General features: G+C 71.4%; 19 protein-coding genes. 9 read left to right on the top strand and 10 right to left on the bottom strand.

Annotated elements, in window-relative coordinates:
* Positions 1-639 carry a TetR/AcrR family transcriptional regulator gene (locus ACIA3K_RS11865; RefSeq protein ID WP_396800724.1) on the bottom strand — a complete coding sequence of 213 codons (639 nt, stop codon included), beginning with the start codon at positions 637-639 and terminating at the stop codon, positions 1-3.
* 68 nt (positions 640-707) lie between these two features.
* Between ACIA3K_RS11865 and ACIA3K_RS11870 the strand changes: the two genes are divergently transcribed.
* Entirely contained in the window at positions 708-1,160 is a 453-nt protein-coding gene (locus ACIA3K_RS11870) for an SCP2 sterol-binding domain-containing protein (RefSeq protein ID WP_355048433.1), read from the top strand.
* A gap of 1 nt (position 1,161) precedes the next feature.
* Positions 1,162-2,376: an acyl-CoA dehydrogenase family protein gene (locus ACIA3K_RS11875; protein ID WP_396800726.1), complete on the top strand. Its 1,215-nt coding sequence runs from the start codon at positions 1,162-1,164 to the stop codon at positions 2,374-2,376.
* 107 nt (positions 2,377-2,483) lie between these two features.
* Here ACIA3K_RS11875 and ACIA3K_RS11880 read toward each other — a convergent pair whose 3' ends face one another.
* Complete coding sequence (locus tag ACIA3K_RS11880; RefSeq protein WP_396800727.1) at positions 2,484-3,017, bottom strand: peptidase inhibitor family I36 protein; 534 nt, start codon at positions 3,015-3,017, stop codon at positions 2,484-2,486.
* Positions 3,018-3,273: 256 nt separating this feature from the next.
* Here ACIA3K_RS11880 and ACIA3K_RS11885 point away from each other — a divergent pair, with 256 nt between their 5' ends.
* The gene (locus ACIA3K_RS11885; RefSeq protein WP_396800729.1) at positions 3,274-4,836 is read left to right on the top strand and encodes an AMP-binding protein; all 1,563 of its coding nucleotides are present in this window, start codon (positions 3,274-3,276) and stop codon (positions 4,834-4,836) included.
* On the opposite strand, the gene ACIA3K_RS11890 is transcribed toward ACIA3K_RS11885, so the two are convergent.
* Positions 4,827-5,483 (bottom strand): response regulator, encoded by a 657-nt coding sequence (locus ACIA3K_RS11890; RefSeq protein WP_396800731.1) that lies wholly within the window; start codon positions 5,481-5,483, stop codon positions 4,827-4,829. The genes ACIA3K_RS11885 and ACIA3K_RS11890 overlap by 10 nt on opposite strands.
* Positions 5,480-6,625, bottom strand: a complete 1,146-nt coding sequence (locus tag ACIA3K_RS11895; RefSeq protein ID WP_396800733.1) for a sensor histidine kinase — start codon at positions 6,623-6,625, stop codon at positions 5,480-5,482. The genes ACIA3K_RS11890 and ACIA3K_RS11895 overlap by 4 nt, the downstream gene beginning before the upstream one ends.
* A 146-nt stretch (positions 6,626-6,771) precedes the next feature.
* Between ACIA3K_RS11895 and ACIA3K_RS11900 the strand changes: the two genes are divergently transcribed.
* Complete coding sequence (locus ACIA3K_RS11900; RefSeq protein WP_396800734.1) at positions 6,772-7,839, top strand: DUF418 domain-containing protein; 1,068 nt, start codon at positions 6,772-6,774, stop codon at positions 7,837-7,839.
* A gap of 139 nt (positions 7,840-7,978) precedes the next feature.
* Here ACIA3K_RS11900 and purD read toward each other — a convergent pair whose 3' ends face one another.
* The 3 genes from purD to ACIA3K_RS11915 form a co-directional block, all read right to left on the bottom strand.
* Positions 7,979-9,229 (bottom strand): phosphoribosylamine--glycine ligase, encoded by a 1,251-nt coding sequence (gene purD, locus ACIA3K_RS11905; RefSeq protein ID WP_396800735.1) that lies wholly within the window; start codon positions 9,227-9,229, stop codon positions 7,979-7,981.
* A 128-nt stretch (positions 9,230-9,357) separates the two neighbouring features.
* Positions 9,358-10,287 (bottom strand): hypothetical protein, encoded by a 930-nt coding sequence (locus tag ACIA3K_RS11910; protein ID WP_396800737.1) that lies wholly within the window; start codon positions 10,285-10,287, stop codon positions 9,358-9,360.
* Positions 10,288-10,485: 198 nt separating this feature from the next.
* On the bottom strand, positions 10,486-11,775 hold the full coding sequence (locus tag ACIA3K_RS11915; protein WP_396800738.1) for an adenylosuccinate synthase: 1,290 nt from the start codon (positions 11,773-11,775) through the stop codon (positions 10,486-10,488).
* A gap of 124 nt (positions 11,776-11,899) precedes the next feature.
* On the opposite strand from ACIA3K_RS11915, the gene ACIA3K_RS11920 reads away from it, so the two are divergent.
* The gene (locus ACIA3K_RS11920) at positions 11,900-12,925 is read left to right on the top strand and encodes a hypothetical protein (protein ID WP_396800739.1); all 1,026 of its coding nucleotides are present in this window, start codon (positions 11,900-11,902) and stop codon (positions 12,923-12,925) included.
* Between the two features lie 71 nt (positions 12,926-12,996).
* Entirely contained in the window at positions 12,997-15,183 is a 2,187-nt protein-coding gene (locus ACIA3K_RS11925) for a chromosome partitioning protein (protein WP_396800741.1), read from the top strand.
* Between the two features lie 45 nt (positions 15,184-15,228).
* Here ACIA3K_RS11925 and ACIA3K_RS11930 read toward each other — a convergent pair whose 3' ends face one another.
* On the bottom strand, positions 15,229-15,657 hold the full coding sequence (locus ACIA3K_RS11930) for a DUF3151 domain-containing protein (protein WP_396800743.1): 429 nt from the start codon (positions 15,655-15,657) through the stop codon (positions 15,229-15,231).
* Between the two features lie 249 nt (positions 15,658-15,906).
* Here ACIA3K_RS11930 and ACIA3K_RS11935 point away from each other — a divergent pair, with 249 nt between their 5' ends.
* Entirely contained in the window at positions 15,907-17,100 is a 1,194-nt protein-coding gene (locus ACIA3K_RS11935; RefSeq protein WP_396800745.1) for an LOG family protein, read from the top strand.
* A gap of 50 nt (positions 17,101-17,150) precedes the next feature.
* Here the strand turns inward: ACIA3K_RS11935 and fbaA are convergent, their stop codons facing one another.
* Together fbaA and ACIA3K_RS11945 are read right to left on the bottom strand one after the other, a co-directional pair.
* A complete protein-coding gene (fbaA, locus tag ACIA3K_RS11940) occupies positions 17,151-18,176 on the bottom strand; it encodes a class II fructose-bisphosphate aldolase (protein ID WP_396800746.1) in 1,026 nt (341 codons plus the stop codon).
* 135 nt (positions 18,177-18,311) lie between these two features.
* Complete coding sequence (locus tag ACIA3K_RS11945) at positions 18,312-18,695, bottom strand: phage holin family protein (protein ID WP_355048446.1); 384 nt, start codon at positions 18,693-18,695, stop codon at positions 18,312-18,314.
* A gap of 122 nt (positions 18,696-18,817) precedes the next feature.
* On the opposite strand from ACIA3K_RS11945, the gene ACIA3K_RS11950 reads away from it, so the two are divergent.
* Both ACIA3K_RS11950 and ACIA3K_RS11955 read left to right on the top strand, forming a co-directional pair.
* Positions 18,818-19,030 carry a hypothetical protein gene (locus tag ACIA3K_RS11950; RefSeq protein WP_396800747.1) on the top strand — a complete coding sequence of 71 codons (213 nt, stop codon included), beginning with the start codon at positions 18,818-18,820 and terminating at the stop codon, positions 19,028-19,030.
* Positions 19,031-19,175: 145 nt separating this feature from the next.
* Positions 19,176-20,732, top strand: a complete 1,557-nt coding sequence (locus ACIA3K_RS11955) for an LPXTG cell wall anchor domain-containing protein (RefSeq protein WP_396800749.1) — start codon at positions 19,176-19,178, stop codon at positions 20,730-20,732.
* Positions 20,733-20,792: the final 60 nt, after the last annotated feature.

Here is a 20,792-nt window from a genome sequence, read left to right on the forward strand (position 1 = left end):
TCAGTCGACCGGCGGACGCCAGGTGACGCCGTGCAGAAGCTGGGCGGCGCCGAGCCAGGCCACGTTCATCATCCGGGTGGCCGTCTTCTCCGGGTCGGCTTCCGGGTGGTCGGCGAGCCAGTCGGCCAGCGACTCGGTCGCACCGACCAGGGCGTACGCGACGACCTCCAGGTCGGTGGGCGCGATCTCGCGGCCCTCCTCGCGCAGCGCGTGGTCGAGCATCCCGGCGACCACCTCGACCAGCCGGGCGCGCATGGCGGCCAGTTCACCGGCGAACGGCTGCTCGCCGCGGGCCTGCCGGTAGAGCACCGCCCAGCCGTCGCGGTGTGCACCCACGAAGCCGAAGAACGCCTTCAGCCCACGCCACAGCCGCTCGTCGGCCGGCAGGTCGGGGGCGGCGGCGCCGGCGATGGCCTGCATCATCCGGGTCCCCTCCCGGTGCAGGCAGGCGACGAAGAGCTCCTCCTTGGTGCCGAGGTACGCGTACACCATGGGTTTGGAGATGCCGGCGTCCTCCGCGATCTCGTCCATGCTGGCGGCGTGGAAGCCGCGCCGGGAGAAGACCTTCACGGCCGCGTCGAGCATCTGTTGCTCGCGTACGGCGCGCGGCAGGCGCTTGAACGCGGGGGGCGTGGACACCTTGCGAGCATACCTACTCGTGCGTAGGGTTACGCACGAGTAGCCAAATCTTCCGGAAGGCGCGTCTCATGACTGACTTCGACCCGGCCAACTTCGCCAACGTCGGGCCCAAGGAGTTCGCCCAGCTGGTCAAGTCCACCCCGGACGACAAGATCGCCCAGGTGATGGCCGGCGAGCTGCGCGGCAAGGTCCTCGGTGAGGTGTTCGGCCGGATGCCGTCGCTGTTCCGCGCGGACCGGGCCGGCTCCACCAACGCGGTCATCCACTGGATCATCACCGGTCGCCCGGACGGCGGCAGCGACACCTACGAGGTGGCCATCGCCGACGGCAAGTGCGAGGTGAACGAGACCCCGCAGCACGACCCGAAGCTCAGCCTCACCATGGGCCCGGTCGAGTTCCTGAAGATCGTCTCCGGCGGCGCCAACCCGGTCATGATGTTCATGACCGGCAAGCTGAAGGCCAAGGGCGACCTGGGCCTCGCTGCCAACATCGCCAACCTGTTCGACATCCCCAAGGCCTGACATGGCCGAGTTCTCGCTCGACCTGAACGAGGAACAGCGGGATCTACGCGACTGGGTGCACGGCTTCGCCGCCGAGGTCGTGCGCCCGGCCGCCGCCGAGTGGGACGAACGCGAGGACACCCCGTGGCCGGTGATCCAGGAGGCCGCGAAGGTCGGCCTCTACGGCTTCGAGTTCCTCGCCACCTGCTGGGCCGACCCGACCGGGCTGTCCCTGCCGATCGCCAGCGAGGAACTCTTCTGGGGTGACGCCGGCATCGGCCTGAGCATCTTCGGCACCTCGCTCGCCGTCGCCGCCATCTACGGCACCGGCACGCCGGACCAGATGGTCGAGTGGGTGCCGCAGTGCTTCGGCGACGTCGACTCGCCCGCCGTCGCCGCGTTCTGCAGCAGCGAACCCGAGGCCGGTTCCGACGTCAGCGCGATGCGCACCCGCGCCGTCTACGACGAGGCCAGCGACGAGTGGGTGCTCACCGGCCAGAAGGCGTACGCCACCAACGGCGGCATCGCCGGAGTGCACGTGGTCACCGCCTCCGTGGATCCCACGCTCGGCTCGCGCGGTCAGGCGGCGTTCGTCGTACCTCCGGGCACCCCCGGCCTGGCCGCGACCCGCAAGCTGCGCAAGCTCGGCCTGCGCGCGTCACACACCGCCGACGTCTTCCTCGACGAGGTACGCGTGCCCGGCCGCTGTCTGCTCGGCGGCAAGGACGCCCTGGACGAACGCCTGGCACGGGCCCGGTCCGGGCAACGCGCCAGCGGGCAGGCCGCGATGCGTACCTTCGAGCTGTCCCGACCCACCGTGGGCGCGCAGGCACTCGGCGTGGCACGCGCCGCCTACGAGTACGCCCTGGACTACGCCAAGGAGCGGGTCCAGTTCGGACGGCCGATCATCGAGAACCAGGCCGTCGCGTTCACGCTGGCCGACATGCGGATGGAGATCGACGCCGCGCGACTGCTGGTCTGGCGGGCCTCCTGGATGGGCCGCAACAACCGCCCGTTCACGGCGGGCGAGGGCTCGATGTCCAAGCTCAAGGCCGGCGAGGTCGCGGTGTCCGTCACCGAGAAGGCCGTACAACTGCTCGGCGGTGCCGGGTTCCTGCGCGACCACCCGGTCGAGCGCTGGTACCGCGACGCCAAGATCTACACCATTTTCGAGGGTACGTCCGAGATCCAGCGCTTGGTCATCTCCCGAGCGATCTCCGGCATGCAGATCCGCTGACCGGCCCCTCCCCTGGTCCGACTGTCAGAGCGAGGGCCGCGTATTCCGGCCCTCGCTCTGACGTTGGGCACGCCGACAAGACCTAAGCCAGGCCCGACGCCATCGGCCTAAACGCACCACTCCGGCGGCGTGCACCCCGCGTCGACGAACCGGGCGGACGAGGCAGTGTCATTCTTGACGTCACCGCCGAAATTGGCCCAACCGTACGGCTTGACCCGCTGCCAGCGCCCACCGTAAGTGGTGTGTTCGTAGACTCCCAGGTACTGATTGGTGTTGTTGAACACAGAGGACGCCTGGTCATTCAGGTTCACGCCGTTGTGGAACTTGTGATCGGAGAAGTTGGCGACTCCCCCACCGCCCTGGACCAGACCGGCCAGCGTGGCCGGGCTTCCATGGCCATCCTTGTCCTGGAAGAAGCACACCTGCTTCGCCGGGCACGAATAGTCCGCCGAGGCAGGCGAAGAAAATGCGAAGAGAGAGCCGGTCATGGCTACGACGATTCCCGCCCCTGCGGCAAGGGTACGCTTTCTCAACAGGCTCACTTGATCTCCAAATTTCGGAACTGCCACCTGGCGATGGAAGCGAACACGACGGCGCTCGACGTCGAACGATTCGCCCTTCCATCGCACGTTTTCGTTCATGAACGTACGAGGCGAGTCTGTAAGGGCTGTTTATTTCCACTGAACGCCTCCGGCCCGGCGCGATCGAGGCGATCAGTCCGCCCTTGGCATTGTTCGGCCACAGTGCAGCGGATCCCACGATCCGTGCCGTCTTCGTCACCTCACGCCGACGCCGACTGGGCCTCCAGCCGCGCCCAGTGCATGATCAAAGGACGCCACCCTGACGGGCGGGGAGATCGACTGCCCGTCCGCGTACCGCCCCGAGGAGGTCTGCGGCATGGACCTGCCGTTCGTCGTCACCACGCTGACCCGTCGCGGTCTACTCACCCCGGGCCGCCCGGTCCGGATCGCCTCGCAGCTCAACGCGCTGCGTACCTGGGGATGGAGCCTCGCCGGCGAACTACGCCAGGCGGCCGCCCGCGATCCCGGGCGACCGGCGATCATCGACGAGGACGGCGTCGAGTTGACCTACCAGGCGCTCCTCGACCGGGCTGAGCGGATGGCCCGGTCGATGCGGGCCGGGCTCGGCGTACAACCCGGCGACCGGATCGGCGTCCTCTGCCGCAACCACCACGGACTCATCGAGACGATCGTCGCGGCGACCCTGCTCGGCGTCGACGCGGTGCTCGTCAACACCGGCCTCTCCGCCGCCCAACTGGCGACCGTCGCCGAGGAACAACGGCTGCGGCTGCTGGTGCACGACGACGAGTTCGCCGAACGGGTCCTCGGCCTCCCCGCCGAGCTGCCCCGCCTCGACGAGCGCGCCCGCGAGGAACTGGTGGCCGGGGCGCTACCAGGCGAGCTGCACCCGCCGGAACGCGACGGCCGGATCATCGTCCTGACCTCCGGCACCACCGGCGCTCCCAAGGGCGCCCGCCGTCCCACACCCAGCGGCTTCGGGCCGCTCGTGTCCATCATCGACCGCATACCCCTGCACACGAAGGACCGGGTGCTGATCGCCGCCCCGATCTTCCACACCTGGGGATTCGCCGCGCTCCAGGTGTGCTTCGCGCTGCGGGCCACCATCGTGCTGCACCGCCGCTTCGACCCGGCCGCCACGCTCGCCGCCCTGGTCACCCACCGCTGCGACGCCCTCTTCGCCGTACCCGTGATGCTCCAGCGGCTGCTGGAGGTGCCCCCGCCGGACCCGCGCCCCACGCTCAAGGTCGTCGCGGTCAGCGGATCGGCCCTGCCCGGCGGGCTCGCACCGAAGTTCATGGACGCGTACGGGGACGTCCTCTACAACATGTACGGATCCACCGAGGTCTCCTGGGCGTCCATCGCCAACCCGGCGGACCTGCGCCAGGCCCCCACCACGGCCGGCCGGCCACCGCACGGCACCCGACTGGAACTGCTCGACAACGCCGGCCAACCGGTGCCGCAGGGGCAGGTCGGGCGCATCTTCGTCGGCAACGAGATGCTGTTCGAGGGTTACACCTCGGGTGCCAGCCGGGAGACCCGCGACGGGTTGCTCGACACCGGTGACCTCGGCCGGCTCAACCCCGACGGGCTGCTCTTCGTGGACGGCCGGGCCGACGACATGATCGTCTCCGGGGGCGAGAACGTGTTCCCGTCCGAGGTGGAGGACCTGCTCGCCCAGCTACCGCAGGTACGCGAGGCTGCCGTGATCGGCGTACCCGACCCCGACTACGGCCAGCGACTTGCCGCGTTCCTCGCCCTGCACCCCGGCGAGACGCTCGACCCCGAGGCGGTCCGCGAGTACGTCCGGCACTACCTGGCCCGCTTCTCCGTACCCCGGGACGTGGTCTACGTGAAGTACCTGCCCCGCAACGCCACCGGCAAGGTCCTCGCGCGCGAGCTGCGCCGCTACTACGGCTGAGGCGCTGACCGACCCGCGCTCAGGCCCGCCTCCTGCGCCAGCAGCGCCGCCTGGGTCCGGTTGGCGCAACCGAGCTTGACCAGGAGCCGGGAGACATAGCCCTTGACGGTGGCCTCGGACAGGTGCAGGCGGCGGGCGATCTGCTGGTTCGATCGGCCGGCCCCGAGGCTTTCCAGCACCTCCACCTCGCGCTCGGTGAGCGACAGAAGCAGGTCACGGGCACGCTGGCTCCCCGCCGTCTGCGCGACGAGGCGGTCAGCCGCCACCGCGGAGAGCACCGTGTGCCCTGCCGCCGCCACCCGTACCAGGGCGAGCAGATCGTCAGGCGACGTCGACTTGAGCAGGAAACCGGCCGCGCCGGCCCGGAGCGCGCCGGTCACGTAGTCGTCCAGGTCGAACGTGGTGAGGGCCAGGACCCGTGGCGGCGACGGCAGCGTCATGATCCGCTCGGTGGCCCTGATCCCGTCGACGCCCGGCATCCGCAGGTCCATCAGCACCACGTCGGGGCGTAGTCGCACCGCGGCCTCCACCGCGTCCGCCCCGTCGTACGCTTCGCCGACGATCGTCAGGTCCGACGCGGACCCGAGGATCGTGCGCAGGTGGGCGCAGACCATCCGCTCGTCGTCGACGACGAGAACCCGGATCACGACCGCACCGCCGTCGACACCCGCACCGGCAGCGTCGCGTGAACGGCGAAGCCACCCGACCCCGTCGGTCCGGCCGCGAACGTCCCGCCGAGCACCTCGACGCGGTGCCGCAACCCGGCCAGGCCGGTGCCACCACCGGCGGCGGCCAGGGCACCGTCGGGTGACCGACCCGCCGGGGTGTTCGACACCGTGACGAGCACCGTACGCCCGCCGTACTCGATCGACACGGTGGCGGTGGCGCCCGGCGCGTGCTTGTGCACGTTCGTCAGCGACTCCTGGACCAGCCGGAACAGCGTCCTGCGCACCGTCGCCGAGAGCCCCTCCGGGTCGCCGGCTTCGGCGAGCCGCACCGGTAGACCGACCGCACGGGAATCATCGACCAACCGGACCAGCTCGGGAGTGTCGTCCGGGACCGGATCAACCCGTGGGTGTCCGTCCTCGCCCCGCAGCACCCCAACCAGGTCGCGCAGCTCGGTCAAGGCCTGGCAGCCGGTCGCCCGCAGTTCCTCGGCCGCCGCCCGGGCCGTCGGATCGGTGGTGGTGACCCGAAGCGCGCCCGCCTGCAACACCATGAGGTTGATCCGGTGGGTGACCACATCGTGCATCTCGGCGGCGAGCCGCACCCGTTCCTCGGCGCGCGCCTGATCGGCCAGGAGCAGACGTTCCCGCTCGGCCCGCTCCGCCCGGTCGGTCAACTCCGCCAGCAGGCTCCGCCGGGCCCGGACGTACATGCCCAGGACCGCTGCGGCGAGGATGACGGTCGGCGCGGTGAACGGGTCGTCGATCGACCAGGCGCTCGCTCCCGCCAGGAACGCCACCGTCAGCAGGCCAATCACCGTCCACTGTCGCCACCGTCGACCCCGGCCGTACGCCGTGACGGCATACGGAACGAGGACGGCGGCCCAGGCCGGCGCGAAGAGGCTGATCCCGGCGATGGTCAGCGCGGCGGTGTACGGACGTCGCCGACGCACCAGCAGCATGAGCGCGGCGGCCACCTGCGCGGCGACGTAGGCCCACGTAGGCGCGGGGATGAGCTTGGTCTCGACGTCCCGATCCGCCAGTTCCAGCCCACCGCCGGCCGCTGTCGCCACGAGCGCCAACAGCACGTCCACGGCGACCCGGAACACCCGGCCTCGGCCCATGGCAGCAGGGTAACCGGGCGCCCGGAAAACGGCCCGCCGCGCGTGCGGGGACCCGACGAACCCACGACCGGCATACGACGAAAGGAGGTAGCGGTCACGACTTTCTCCGCTGACGACGCTCGGCGACCCCACGGTGGGATCGACCCATGACCGAATCGGTACGGACGACTGACCGGCCACCGGAATCGACCGACGTCTCCACCGTCGGGCCACGGATCGGCGAGCTGGACGCGCTGCGCGGCTTCGCGCTCTGCGGCATCCTGATCATCAACATCTACCAGCAGGTCGTCTTCCGCGGCGAGGCGGCCGGCACCTCGCCGCAGCTACCGGAGGCGGTGCAACTGCTCTTCTACGAGCGGTTCTATCCGATCTTCTCGATCCTGTTCGGTGTCGGCTTCGGCATCTTCCTCCGACGCGCCGCGACCCGGACCACCCGGCCCCGCGTGGTGCTGGCCCGCCGACTGGTCGTCCTCCTGCTGATCGGTCTCGCGCACTTCGTCGTCCACCCCGGCGAGGCGCTGACCGCGTACGCGTTGGCCGGTCTTCTCGTACTCCTGCCGCTGAGTTACCTCGGCGGGCGCGTGGCCCTCGTCGTCGCGATACTGCTGCTGCTCGCCGGCGCGCAACTCGTCGTCGGTTACGGGCCCATCCCGGGCCTGCTCGCCCTCGGCTACGCGCTGGCAGAGCTGGGCGTGCCGGCCGCGCTCGAGCGTCGCGTCGCTCGGGTGGCGACCGCGTTCGTCGTCTTCGCCGCGCTCGCGGTGACCTGGATCGTGCTGACCATCCGCGAGGTGGACCTGCCGTTCGTCAACGTCCTCGGCGGGCCAGGCGGCGGCGTGAGCCTGCTACCCCCGCTCGCCGGCATCGCCACCGGCCTCGCGTACTGCTGCGGCCTGGTGCTGCTGCTCCACACGCCGGTCGGGCCGGCGCTGTCCGCGGTGTTGTCGCCAATGGGCCGGATGGCACTGACGAACTATCTGAGCGCCACCGTGTTGTTCCTGCTCGCCGGTCCACCGCTGGGCATCGACAGCACCCGCGACCTGCCCCGCATCGTGGGACTGACCGTCGCCATCATCATCGTCCAGGCGGTGTGGAGCGTGCTGTGGCTGCGGACGTTCCGGTACGGCCCAGTCGAGTGGGCGTGGCGGTGCCTGACGTGGTGGCGACGCGCGCCGATCCGGCGTCGGGGCACGGACTCGCCCAGCCCGGCCTGACCCGCATGGCGAAGCGCGCCGATCCGGCGTCAGGGCACGGCGACGGCGACCCGGCCCTGACCCACGCCGACAAGCGGCTTCAGCTCGTCGACCTCGCGCCGACGGCGCTGGGCCGGCCGATGCCGGAGCGCTGGCGGCTTCAGCCGGGGATCGTGATCCGGCCGGCGATCGCGGCGGCGGCGATGTCGGTACGGTGCTGCGAGCCCGCCAGCTCCACCCCGTCCAGCAGCGCGTACGCCGCGTCCCGGGCCGCCGTCAGGTCGGGGCCGGTGGCCGTACCGCAGAGAACCCGGCCGCCGGCGGACAGCAACGCGCCGTCGCCGGCCCGGCGGACGGTGCCCGCGTGGATGATGCCCGGCCGGTCCGCGCCGGTGATCACATCGCCGGTGCGCGGCGCGGCCGGGTAGCCCTGCGCGGCGAGCACCACGGTGACGGCGGCGCCGTCCCGCCAGCGCAGCGGCGGGTGCTCGGCCAGCGTGCCGGTGGCCGCCGCGTGCAACAACCCACCCAGGGGAGTCTCCAGCAGCGCGAGCACCACCTGGGTCTCCGGGTCACCGAAGCGCGCGTTGAACTCGATCACCCGGGGGCCGGCGGCGGTCATCGCCAGGCCGACGTAGAGCAGGCCCGCGAACGGCGTGCCCCGGCGGCGCAACTCGGCCAGCGTCGGGTGGACCACGTCGCGCATGACGTCGTCGACCAGGCCCGGCGGTGCCCACGGCAGCGGCGCGTACGCTCCCATGCCACCCGTGTTCGGGCCGATGTCGCCGTCGCCGATCCGCTTGAAGTCCTGCGCGGGCAGCAGCGGCAGAGCCGCCTCCCCGTCGGTGACCACGAACAGGCTGACCTCCGGACCGTCGAGGAACTCCTCGACCACGACCCGGCCACACTCGGCGGCGTGCGCCAACGCGGCGGACCGGTCGTCGGTCACCACCACGCCCTTGCCGGCGGCGAGACCGTCGTCCTTCACCACGTACGGCGCGCCGAACTCGTCGAGCGCACGCGCGGTGCTCTCCTCGTCGGTGCAGACGTACGCCCGGGCGGTCGGCACACCGGCGGCGGTCATCACGTCCTTGGCGAACGCCTTCGAACCCTCCAACTGGGCGGCCTCGGCCGACGGGCCGAAAACGGCGATGCCCTTGGCGCGTACGGCATCGGCGACACCGGCGACCAGCGGCGCCTCCGGCCCGATCACCACCAGGTCGGCCGCGGTCTCCACCGCCAGCGCCGCCACGGCGGCCGGATCGGTCGCGGTGACGGCCTTCACCTCGGCGACCTCGGCGATCCCCGGATTACCCGGAGCGGCGATCAGCGCGTCGACAGCCGAATCGCGAACCAACCCGAGGGCAAGCGCATGCTCACGCCCTCCACCACCCACCAAGAGAACCCGCACAACGGGCCATCCTACCGCCCACCCTCCCCGCCCCCCGGTCCCCGCCGCCCCACCCCCACCCCACCGACTCGCGGTGATCATGAAGTTATTGCCAGCCGCCTCGGCGTGTCGGAGCAATAACTTCATGATCAACGATGTCGTGCCGCCGTCATCGCCTGCCGGACGGTCCACGGGATGTAGTCGGGACGGAGGGTGTCCTGCCAGGTGAATCGGAGCACTGTCCAACCTGCGTTCACCAGGCGGTTCTGGCGGCGCCGGTCGGCGAACACGGCATCTGGCAAGCCGTGCGGGGCACGACCGTCGGCCTCGGCGATGATTCGGTAACCACGCCACCCGAGGTCGCCGATACCCAGCAGATAGCCGTCAGGGTCGCGCACCTCGAGTTGCAGCGCATCCGGCGGCACTCTGCCGTCGACGCATCGGAGCCGGGCGCGGGTCTCAAGCGGTGACTGAGCCCGCCCGTCCACCTCGGCGAGGAAACCACGTGCCGCGACCGCACCTCGCCGCCCTCGGATCAGGTGCGGCAGCGAGAGCAGATCTTCGGCAGCCACCAGCCGCCGGTTCAGTGCCGAATCCAGCACACTCACCGCCGAGAAGCGATCGACCTGCAGACTCACATCGGCGAGGGTCCTGAGAGGTCCGGTCGCGGCCAGTCCGCACACCCGCACAGAGTGCTCGGGCGGAATCACCAGTTGATGGACCACCACCGCCGGATGGGCAACCCGCGCCGGCCTGGCGACCGGTCCAGGAACCGACAGATGGACCAACTCGGTGGCCGGTAGACCAGCCATCCCATGCAGCTCGGCCGCCGTTCCGAGCACCGCAGCGGCCGACGGACCAAAGGATTCCAGCGCCGCCCTGATCTGCGCCCGACGGGGCACCCCGTCATACAGATCGGCGTCCACCAGGTAGCTGCCACGCGCGACGGCCTGCCATCGACCGGCGCGGCAGAGCCGCTGCACCTCATGGGTGGTGAAGCCGGCAGCGCGCGCCTGCTGGAGCGTCACGATCCCGTCCCGCGCGCAAGCGACGCGCCGCACCGCAGCCAAGGCATCCACCCGCCTACCCTGGCCGACGAGAAAACCGCCCGGAACCCCCTGTGGACAACCACCCCGGCCCTGTGGATAACCCGACCCGCCCGTGCGCGTTGATCATGAAGTTATTGCCACGACACGCCGACGCGACGGGCAATAACTTCATGATCAACGGGGCGTAGGTGGGCTGGGGGCCCGGAGGGAGCGGGGTGGGGGGTGGGGTTAGGGGAGGAGGGGGTGTTGGACTACGTTTTCGTCTCGGCCTGGGCCTACGCCTATGACGCTCACCCTGGTGTTGCAGAGTTCCTCTACGCGGGCGATGTAGCGGCGGGCGTTCTCCGGCAGGTCTTCGGGGGTGCGGGCCTTGGTGATGTCCTCCCACCACCCGTCCATCTCCTCGTACACCGGCGTGGCGTGGTGGAAGTCCGTCTGGCTCATCGGCATGTCGTCGACCCGCTTGCCGTTGATCTCGTAGCCGACGCAGATCGGCACCTTCGGCAGCCCGGTGAGCACGTCCAGCTTGGTGATGACCAGGTCGGTGACACCGTTGAGGCGGCAGGCGTACCGGGCCACGACCGCGTCGAACCACCCGCACCGGCGTTCCCGGCCGGTGGTGGTGCCGTACTCCGCGCCGACCTTGCGCAGGTGTGCGCCGTTGGCGTCGAACAGCTCGGTCGGGAACGGCCCGGCACCGACGCGAGTGGTGTACGCCTTGCTCACCGCGATCACCTGGTTGATCGCGGTGGGCGGGATGCCGGCGCCCACGCAGGCGCCGCCGGCGGTCGGGTTGGACGAGGTCACGAAGGGGTACGTGCCGTGGTCCATGTCGAGCATGGTGGCCTGGGCACCCTCCAGCAGCACCGTCTCGCCCCGGTCCAGGGCGTCCCAGAGCATCGCCCGGGTCTCCGCGATGTACGGCTTGAGCCGCTCCGCGTACTCCAGGTACTCCTCGACGGTGGCGTCGACGTCGATCGCCTTGCGGTTGTAGACCTTGAACAGGATCTGGTTCTTCTCGCGCAGTGCGAGTTCCAGCTTCTTGCGCAGGATGCCCGGGTCGAGCAGGTCCTGGAGGCGGATGCCGATCCGAGCGACCTTGTCCCCGTACGCCGGGCCGATGCCCCGGCCGGTGGTGCCGATCCGGGACGAGCCGAGGTAGCGCTCGATGACCCGGTCCAGCGCCCGGTGGTGCGGCATGATCAAGTGCGCGTCGCCGGAGATCCGCAGCCGGGACACGTCGACGCCACGCTCGGCCAGGCCGTCGATCTCGGCGAGCAGCACCTTCGGGTCGACCACGACACCGTTGCCGATGATGATCATTGCGCTGGGTGAGAGTGCCCCGGAGGGCATCAGGTGCAGCGCGTACTTCTGGCCATCCGGGGTGATCACCGTGTGTCCGGCGTTGTTGCCGCCGGAGTAGCGCACGACGTAGTCGACCCGCTCACCCAGCAGGTCGGTAACCTTGCCCTTGCCCTCGTCGCCCCACTGAGCGCCGATGAGCACGATCGCTGGCATCTCTTCCGCCTCCAGAAGGCTCGGGTGCCAGATGGCGACCGGTTGGCGAGCCCGGGGTGTCAGGTTAACAAGTAGTGACGGCGCGACCGGCAGGGGTCGCGTCGAGAGGCGGGAGGCTCCTTCGGTGTACGACGTGGTGCTGCTCACCCTTTCGTCGGAGCGGGACGCTTCCGGCGGGTGCGGCAGCGGCGAGGCCTGCTGCGGCGGCGCGGACGCGACCGGCGCGGGCGTCGACGGAACCGGACCGACTCCGGGTGACGCCGACAGCTGCGCCACCGATCGGCCCCGGGTGCCGGTGCTGGCCTGCGCCGACGCGCTGACCGCCCGGGGTGCCCGGGTGCAGATGGTCACCGCCCGCTCGGACGCGGAGATCGACGCCGTACTCGCGCAGCTCGACGGCCCGGCCCGTCCGGACGGCCTCACCTGGCCGGACGCGGACGGCAAGACCCGGCTGGTCGTCGCCACGGCCAGTGACGGTCAGTTGCGCGCCGTGCTGCGCCGGCTCGTTCGGCGGTACGCGCCAGCGCCGAGCCGTCGTCCGGCGGATCTGCGCGGCGACCGGACCCTGCCCGACCTGCCGCCGGTCGCCGTACTCCCGCTCGACCCGGCGCGCGGCGGCGCCCAGCGGGACCTGGCCGCGCAGCTCGGGTTGCCCCGCGACCCGGCGGCTGTGGCGGCCGCGGTGCTCGACGGCACGCTGCGTCGGCTGGATCTGCTGCGCAACGACGGCGGCTCGGTGACCCTGGACGGCGCCCTGTTCGGGGCCGCCGACGACGCGGGTCGGCCGCTGCACTGGCGGGCCCGGGTGGAGGTCGACGACACCGTCCTCACGAACGGTGACGAACCGTTGCTGGCCTGCGCGGTCGGCAACGCCGGCGGGTACGCGTCGCTCGACGACGTGACGTTGCTGGCCTCGCCGGACCCGGCGGACGGCCAGGTCGAGGTCGCGGTGGCCGTTCCGGTGGTCGTCAGGTCGGCGTGGGGTCGCAAGCGGGTACGCCTCGAAGTGCGGCGGGCTCGCGGACGGGCGGTGTCGGTACTGCCCCGCGAGGGAAAGGTGCCCTACCTCGACGACGGCGTCGAGGGTGAGCTGACCCGCAAGCGTTCGTGGTGGGTCGAACCGGGTGCGTGGGCGGTCTGGGTGGTCTGAACCCCGTTTCGCCGACCGGCCCCGGTCGGCCGGTGGGCCTATCCTCGCAGGAGGACTGGGGAGGAACCGTAATGGACAAGAACGCCGACCGGGCGCAGGTGCCCGGCCAGCAGCCGGTGCCGGAGCGGGACATCGAACCACTGTGGCCGCCGGATCCGGCCGAGCAGGGCGCAGAGGTGGTACCGCCGTGGGCGGCGGTCGCCGAGCAGCGGGTCGCCCCGTCGCAGTCCGCGCCCAGGGCCGTGTCGCCGCCGGTCGCCGCACCGCCGATCACGGCGCCGTCGGTCGGCCGTCCTGGCGTCCCCGGGCAGCCGGGCGCGGCGGCCCTGCCGCCGCCGTCTCCGTCGGACTATCCGTCGCTGACCGGGGCGGTGCCACCACCGACCGGCTGGGGCGCGAACGGGCCGGGCGGGCCGGGCACGGGCTGGGCGCCGGCGCAACCGAGCTGGCCTCCGGCCGACCCGCCGGCCGCCTCACCCGCGTCGACGACGTCGCCCGCTCCCTCGGCGCCGCCCGTACCGCCGACGCCACCGCTGCCGCCTGCGGTGGGCGGGCTCATCGGGCCCGGCAACGACTCGTCGCCGTCATCCACCGGCACTCCGAACGCCGAAGCCGCCACGCCGAACCCGGCGGCCACCGCCGCCGCCCCGATCCCCGGCCAATCGGGCGGGTCGGGTGGCGTCGACCTGGATCTTCCGTTCTCCCTGGATCGCCCGCCGGTCGTGGCCGCGCCCGCCGACGGCGCGGCCACCGCAAGCCCCGGAGCAACTACGCCGGCCCCACCAGGGCAGCCCGCAGCAGGCGCGGCGGCGGCGGGCTCCGGCACCGCAGGCCAGACCGCAGGGCCGGCCGCGGAACCCAGGTCGCAGGATGGCGGGGAGACCGCGCCTGCCGTCGGGGCGGCTCGACCCGCGGCCGAGTCACCCTGGGCGTATCCACCGCAGCGACCGGCCAGCCCGACCCCGTCGGCACCGGAGCAGGTCGACATCCCGCCGCCACCGATCCCCACCCCGCCGGTTCCGCCACCGCCGACACCCGCCGTCGACAGCGGCGGCCCGGCGGGGCAGACGTACGCGGGGCAGGTCTACGGCGGCCAGGCGGCGATCCCCGGTCAGGCCGGCCCGGCACCCGTGGAACCGCCGCAGCAGGACGCCGTGCCGACCCCGCCGCCGGGGCCGTTCCCCCCGTCGCCGGGCTGGTATCCGCCGCCCTGGCAGCAGGGCGCGGCGGGGGCTCCACCGGGGCCGCCGCAGCAGTACCAGGAGACCGACCCGGTGGCGCGGGTGCCGGCCACGGGTTACCCGGACGCCACGTGGACGCCGGAGACCACGGCCGCGCCGACGGCGGAGGACTTCGCCCGCCGTCGGCAGGTCCGGCCCGCCGACCCGGTGGCCACCATGGGCGTACGGGCGGTGGTCAACAAGATGGGCCTGCTCCGGCTCTCTCCGGGGCGGCACGAGCAGGAGCTCAAGCGGGACATCGAGATGGTGCGCCGCAACTTCGGCGGGCTGCGGCAGGTGACCGTGGTCAACCCGAAGGGCGGCGCCGGTAAGACGGTGGCCATCCTGCTGCTCGCCATGACGTTCGGTCAGAAGCGCGGCGGCTACGTGCTGGCCTGGGACAACAACGAGACCCAGGGCACCCTCGGGATGCGCGCCCAGCAGGACTTCCACGCCCGCACGGTGCGCGACATGTTGCGTGACCTCGGGCAGTTCCAGGGCGCGCACGGGCGGGTCGGCGACCTGTCGCAGTACGTGCGGTCGCAGGGCGAGGGCATGTTCGACGTGCTCGCCTCGGACGAGTCGGCCACCGGCGGCGAGATGTTGACCGCTGCCGCGTTCGCCGAGATCCGCGAGGTGGTCAGCCGGTTCTACAAGCTGATCTTCGTGGACACGGGGAACAACGTACGGGCGCAGAACTGGCAGGCGTCGATGGACGCCACCGACCAGCTCGTGGTCACCATGTCCGCCCGTAACGACTCGGCGGAGACCGCCGCCCGGATGCTCGACCACCTGGAGCAGAGCGGCCGGCAGCGGCTGGTCCGGCAGGCGGTGACGGTGGTGTCGATGCCGCCGTCCCGCAAGGAGATCGACCTGCCGGCCATCCAGGAGCACTTCGCGGCCCGCACCCGGGCGGTGTTGCTGGCGCCGTACGAGCGGCTCATCGACAGCGGCGAGCCGATCCGGTACGGCGGTCTCTCTGCGGCCACCCGGGACGCCTGGCTGAAGATCGCCGCAGCGGTCGCCGAGGGGCTCTGAGCAGCCGACGGCCGGCCCGGTGCCGGGCCGGCCGTCGGAACGGGGTCAGTTGCTGGCGAGCGCGTCCGCCGCTGCCGGGTCGCAGTCGCGCAGGAACTGGGCGCAGCGGGCCGCCTCGTCGGCCTCGCCGATCTCGTCGGCGGCCCGGGAGAGCACGTACAGGCAGCGCAGGAAGCCCCGGTTGGGCTCGTGGGACCACGGCACGGGTCCGTGGCCCTTCCAGCCGTTTCGGCGGAGCTGGTCCAGGCCACGGTGGTAGCCGGTGCGCGCGTACGCGTAGCCCGTCACCACCGCGCCGGCCGCGAACGCCCAGGCCGCGAGCGCGCCCCACGCCGCGCTGTAGGTCGGGAAGCGGGCCGCGACCTCGGCGTACGCCTCGTCGGTGCCGGCCTCCTGGGCAGCGGCCAGGGCGGCGTCGGCCTCGTCGTTCGCGGGCAGGAGGGTGGCCGGTGGCTCCGGCAAAAGGTTCTGCATCGCCCCATTCAACCCGCTGGACAGGGCGACATGCGAGCGGGTCGGCGGACGCGTCCCGCTGAACGGCTGAGGAGTTCATCACGCCTGCGGCCTATGCCGCCGCCAGGTGTTTTCCACTACAACTAATGGTCCGGAGCCTCCCCAGGACCCGGTTACGCAGGAGCCCGGTGGCCACGACCGCCGGGCTCCTGTCGCGTCCCGGGCCGTCCGGGGTTTGGCCGACCCCGGTCGAAGGGGCAGGATGGCCCGGTGCCGACCCCACCACCCACCGACGTCATCGAACCGCACCTGCACGCCGACGAGATCCAGACCCGGGACGAATTCGACCGGCAACTGGTCACCGGCCGGCTGACCGGGCTGACCGTGCAGGGGCTACGCCTCGACCTCGCCCCGGTGCCCGACCTGACCGGGGTCGAGGTCACCGGCACTCTCTTCGTGGGCTGCCGGTTCGCCTCCCGGGAGGTCGGCGCCGACCTGGTCCGGCGCGGCGCGAACGTGGTGCCGCCGTTCTCCGGACTGCCGTACCCGACCCAGCCGGCGCACCTCTACACGCCGGACGACCTCGCCGCCGGGTTCGTCGAGGGCGGGTTCGCCGGGATGTACGACACCCGGGTGTACGAGCACTACCGGGCGCACGGCGGCGCGCTGCCGGACGTGAAGGAGGCGCTCGGCCAGCGGCTGCACGACCACGGCGTGGACAACGCGCTGGGTGACGCCACCCGGGCCTGGTTGGCCGCGCACGGGTCGCAGTCGGTGGTGGGCATCATGGGCGGGCACGCGGTGCGGCGCGGCAGTCCCGCGTACCGGATGGCGGCAGTGCTCGGGTGGGAGCTGGCGCGGGCCGACCGGCTGGTGGTGACCGGCGGCGGCCCCGGGGTGATGGAGGCCGCGAACCTCGGCGCCTACCTTGCGGACCGACCGGCGGCGGACCTGACCTCGGCGATCGACCTGCTGGCCACCGCCCCCGACTTCACCGACCACCACCGGTACACGGCGGTGGCGTTGACGGTCCGGCAGCGCTACGGGGGCGTACCCCGCCAGCGGGGCGACGACCCCAGTTGGGCGCGGGCCGGTGGGCTGTCCATCCCGACCTGGCTGTACGGGCACGAGCCGGCGAACCTGTTCGCGGGACGGATCGCAAAGTACTTCTCGAACGCGATCCGGGAGGACACGATCCTGCGCCTCGCCCGGGGTGGAATCGTGTTCGCGCCGGGGCGGGCGGGCACGGTGCAGGAGGTGTTCCAGGCGGCCACCAAGACCTACTACGGCACCGACGGGGCCAGCGGCGCGTACATCTTCCTGGACCGTGACTACTGGACGCGGGAGCTGCCGGTGGAGGCGCTGCTGCGTCCGCTGCTGGCCGCCTCGCCATTCGGTGACCTGTCGTCGACGATCCACCTCACCGACGACGTCCGCGAGGCCGTCCGCCTGTTGACGGCGTGAACGCCGACGGCCGGCCCCCGGGTGGGAGCCGGCCGTCGATCGGGCGTTCGTTACTTGGTCATCATGGTGCCGGTGGAGCGCAGGTGCTCGCACGCCTCGACGACGCGGGCGGCCAGGCCGGCCTCAGCGGCCTTGCCCCAGGCGCGCGGGTCGTACTGCTTCTTGTTGCCGACCTCGCCGTCGATCTTCAGCACGCCGTCGTAGTTGCGCAGCATGTGGTCGGCGACGGGCCGGGTGAAGGCGTACTGGGTGTCGGTGTCGATGTTCATCTTCACCACGCCGTAGTCGAGCGCCTCACGGATCTCGCTGAGCAGGGAGCCCGAGCCGCCGTGGAACACCAGGCTCAGCGGCTTGTCCTTGCCGTACTTGGCACCGACCGCCTCCTGGATCTGGTTGAGGATCTCGGGGCGGAGCTTGACGTTGCCCGGCTTGTAGACACCGTGCACGTTGCCGAAGGTCAGCGCCGCCATGTAGCGGCCCTTCTCGCCGAGGCCGAGCGCCTCGACCATGGCCAGGCCGTCCTCGGTGGTGGTGTAGAGCTTGTCGTTGATGGCGTTCTCGACGCCGTCCTCCTCGCCACCCACGACGCCGACCTCGATCTCCAGGACGATCTTGGCCTTGGCGGCCTCGTCGAGGAGCTGCGAGGCGATCTGCAGGTTCTCGGCGACCGGCACGGCCGAGCCGTCCCACATGTGCGACTGGTACAGCGGCTCCTCGCCGCGCTTGACCCGCTCCTGCGAGATGCCCATCAGCGGACGCACGAACTTGTCCAGCTTGTCCTTCGGGCAGTGGTCGGTGTGCAGGGCGATGTTCACCGAGTACTTCTTGGCCACCTCGTGCGCGTACGCGGCGAACGCCACCGCGCCGGTGACCATGTCCTTGATCGAGGGACCGGAGAGGTACTCCGCGCCACCGGTGGAGACCTGGATGATGCCGTCGCTCTCCGCGTCGGCGAAGCCCTTGAGCGCCGCGTTCAGCGTCTGGGAGGAGGTCACGTTGATCGCGGGGTACGCGTACCGGCCAGCCTTGGCGCGGTCCAGCATCTCCGCGTAGGCCTCGGGGGAAGCGATGGGCATGTGATGTGCTCCTTACTTACCACTCTCGGCCGTGCTGGCCGCTGTTGTTCGTCTGTGCGCCGGACCGCGCTGTCCTCCGCCCGGCAGTATCCCGCAGGTGAGGTGCGCAGGACCAACCGAGGGGGTGTCAGCCCCTCACCGGGTGTCCAGCCGGTCCGGCACGATGACGCTGATCAGCCAGGTGACCACAGTCATCACGATCGCTCCCCAGAACGCCGCCCAGAAACCGTCCACCTGGAACGGCAGGTCGAGCCCGCGCGCGATCCGGTCGGTGAGCAGGAACAGCAGCGCGTTCACCACCAGGGCGAACAGGCCGAGGGTGAGCAGGTAGAACACGCAGCCGACCACCCTGATCACCGGCTTGAGCACGGCGTTGATCACACCGAAGATGAGCGCCACCACGATCAGCGTGAGCACGGTGTTGCCACCCGAGCGGCCGTGCACGTCCACCCCGGGCACGATCAGCGTGGTCACCCACAACGCGACCGCGGTGATCGCCAGTCGGATGAGGAAGCCCACGGCACCATCCTGGCACCGGCTCCCGCCGTCCCGGGGTGATTCGGCCGACTCGGCTTGCCGGCGCGGAGCGGACTCAGCCCGTACGGTGGTGGGAGCCGTGCCCCGAGACCCCGGGAGGGACGATGGGTCAGCCCGACGAGGACTTCACCCCCGGCGACCACCTCGCCGTGGACGAACGCGATCCGGAGGCGGAGCCGGCCGACGCGGTCGAACAGGCCACCTCGGTCGACCCCGCCGACGTCGACGGCGAGCCGCACCGCGGCATGGAGGTCGACGACTGGGACGCCATGGAGCAGGCCCGGGTGGTCACCGGGGACGAGGACGACTACCGCTGACCTGCGCCGCGACCGTTGTCCGTTGGGGCAGAGGTGCCCAGCCGTTCGGGTCGTTCGACAAATATCGATAGCACCGGGTCACCGAAAGTGTCGGGGTCTCCCTAGGTTGGACGAGCGCCACCGCTGTCTCATCGGGAGGACCCCCATGCTCAAGCATTCGATCCGCTGGCTGGCGGGGCTGGGTGCCGCAGGCGCGTTGATCGCCGCCTCGGCAACCCCCGCCGTCGCTGCGGCAACGATCGAGCCGTACTTCCAGGACTCCACCCTGGCCGTCGGCTCGGAGAAGGTCAGAAGCCTGTTTCTGTACGCCGACGAGGCGACGAGCCTCAGCGACGTCTCCGTGCGGTACGACTACCGCTCACTGGCCAACAAGATCACCATTGCCCCCTTTGACCAGCAGGAGTGCACCACACCGGAGCCGGGCGTTCTCGTCTGCCCGGAGTCCTTCGGCGTCACCCTGAACGAGTTGCCGCCGCTCGGCAGCGGGATCTACCGAGGCGTTACCAAACGGGTGGCCCTGACCGCCACCCAGAACGCGCAGGTCGGCGACTCCGGCGACGTCGTGGTCAGCTTCGCGGCGGCGGGCGGGCGGCAGGGCAGCTACACCTCACGGGTCCGCATCGGCGAGGGCGTCGACCTGGCCGGCGGGCCGTTCACCTACCACTCCTCGAAGCCGGGCGGGAAGGTTTCGGTGCCGCTGGCCGTGTCCAACGTCGGCGACAAGACCATCACCGGATTCGTCGCGGTCTTCGACCTTGCGTACGCGATCCGGACCAAGGATCGGTTCAGCAACTGCCTCTACTCCGACGACCACCTGATCTCCTGCCAGTTCGACGAGGAGATCCCGGTGGGCGGAGGGCTCACCGGCACGCTGAACCTCGAACTCGCCAGGGACACCTACGCCCCGAGCAACCTGTCCGGCTATGCCCAGTTCATGACCGTTGCCGACTTCGAGGACCTGACCCGGGTTCGCGAAGCCGTTGGCGCCCGAGAGGGCGCGCGTGGCAGCGGCCCGAAGCTGACCCTGACCACGGCACCCAGCGGGATGCGGCAGGCCGACCAGACCGACGTCGGCCCGGGATACGACTACACCGGCTGGATCATCAAGGTCACCGGCAAGAACGGCACCGACCTCGCGGCGATCGGCGCCACGCTCAAGGGCGGGGCCGGCACCGTCGTCACGGCGACCGTCGGTTTCCGGAACAACGGCCCGGCGACGCTCGACAACGTGAGCGAGGAATGGGAGGCCGCCACCCACACGCTCGTCGAGCTGCCACCCGGCACCACGGCCGTCGAGGTTCCCGTCGGCTGTCAACTGCGACCGGGCACCCGGACGTACCAGTGCGCCTCGGAGATGCTGCTGGTGGCCGGCAAAACCTACACCGTGAACTTCCGGCTGCGTATCGACAAGGTCGTCCCCAACGCCAAGGGCACGGTGTGGGTCAACGCGCCGTGTGAGTGTCCCGCCGGCGGGGGCTTCAGGGGCGACATCAAGCCGGCCAACGACCGGGCCACGATCCTGGTCAACCCGGGCCAGGGCGGCGGCAGCGGTGACGGTGACGGAGGCAGCGGTGGTGGTGGTTCGCTGCCCATCACCGGCACCCCCACGAGCCTGCTCGCCGGCATCGGCGGCCTGCTGCTCGCCGCCGGCCTCGGCGCGTACCTGCTCGCCCGACGTCGCAGCAGCCACTTCGTCGCCTGACCTGCCCCGCCTGACCGGCACCCCGCCGTCCTCTCCCTGGGCGGCGGGGTGCCGTCGCTC

Origin of the sequence: Micromonospora sp. NPDC051543, assembly GCF_044454415.1 — a bacterium.
In the GTDB taxonomy this organism is placed as follows: domain Bacteria; phylum Actinomycetota; class Actinomycetes; order Mycobacteriales; family Micromonosporaceae; genus Micromonospora.

Coding starts and splice junctions, on each gene's coding strand:
- ACIA3K_RS11925 (WP_396800741.1), top strand. CDS start 12,997: ATGGACAAGAACGCCGACCGGGCGCAGGTGCCCGGCCAGCAGCCGGTG.
- ACIA3K_RS11895 (WP_396800733.1), bottom strand. CDS start 6,625: ATGGGCCGAGGCCGGGTGTTCCGGGTCGCCGTGGACGTGCTGTTGGCG.
- ACIA3K_RS11955 (WP_396800749.1), top strand. CDS start 19,176: ATGCTCAAGCATTCGATCCGCTGGCTGGCGGGGCTGGGTGCCGCAGGC.
- ACIA3K_RS11900 (WP_396800734.1), top strand. CDS start 6,772: ATGACCGAATCGGTACGGACGACTGACCGGCCACCGGAATCGACCGAC.
- fbaA (WP_396800746.1), bottom strand. CDS start 18,176: ATGCCCATCGCTTCCCCCGAGGCCTACGCGGAGATGCTGGACCGCGCC.
- ACIA3K_RS11870 (WP_355048433.1), top strand. CDS start 708: ATGACTGACTTCGACCCGGCCAACTTCGCCAACGTCGGGCCCAAGGAG.
- ACIA3K_RS11880 (WP_396800727.1), bottom strand. CDS start 3,017: ATGAACGAAAACGTGCGATGGAAGGGCGAATCGTTCGACGTCGAGCGC.
- ACIA3K_RS11885 (WP_396800729.1), top strand. CDS start 3,274: ATGGACCTGCCGTTCGTCGTCACCACGCTGACCCGTCGCGGTCTACTC.
- ACIA3K_RS11950 (WP_396800747.1), top strand. CDS start 18,818: ATGGGTCAGCCCGACGAGGACTTCACCCCCGGCGACCACCTCGCCGTG.
- ACIA3K_RS11915 (WP_396800738.1), bottom strand. CDS start 11,775: ATGCCAGCGATCGTGCTCATCGGCGCTCAGTGGGGCGACGAGGGCAAG.
- ACIA3K_RS11930 (WP_396800743.1), bottom strand. CDS start 15,657: ATGCAGAACCTTTTGCCGGAGCCACCGGCCACCCTCCTGCCCGCGAAC.
- ACIA3K_RS11875 (WP_396800726.1), top strand. CDS start 1,162: ATGGCCGAGTTCTCGCTCGACCTGAACGAGGAACAGCGGGATCTACGC.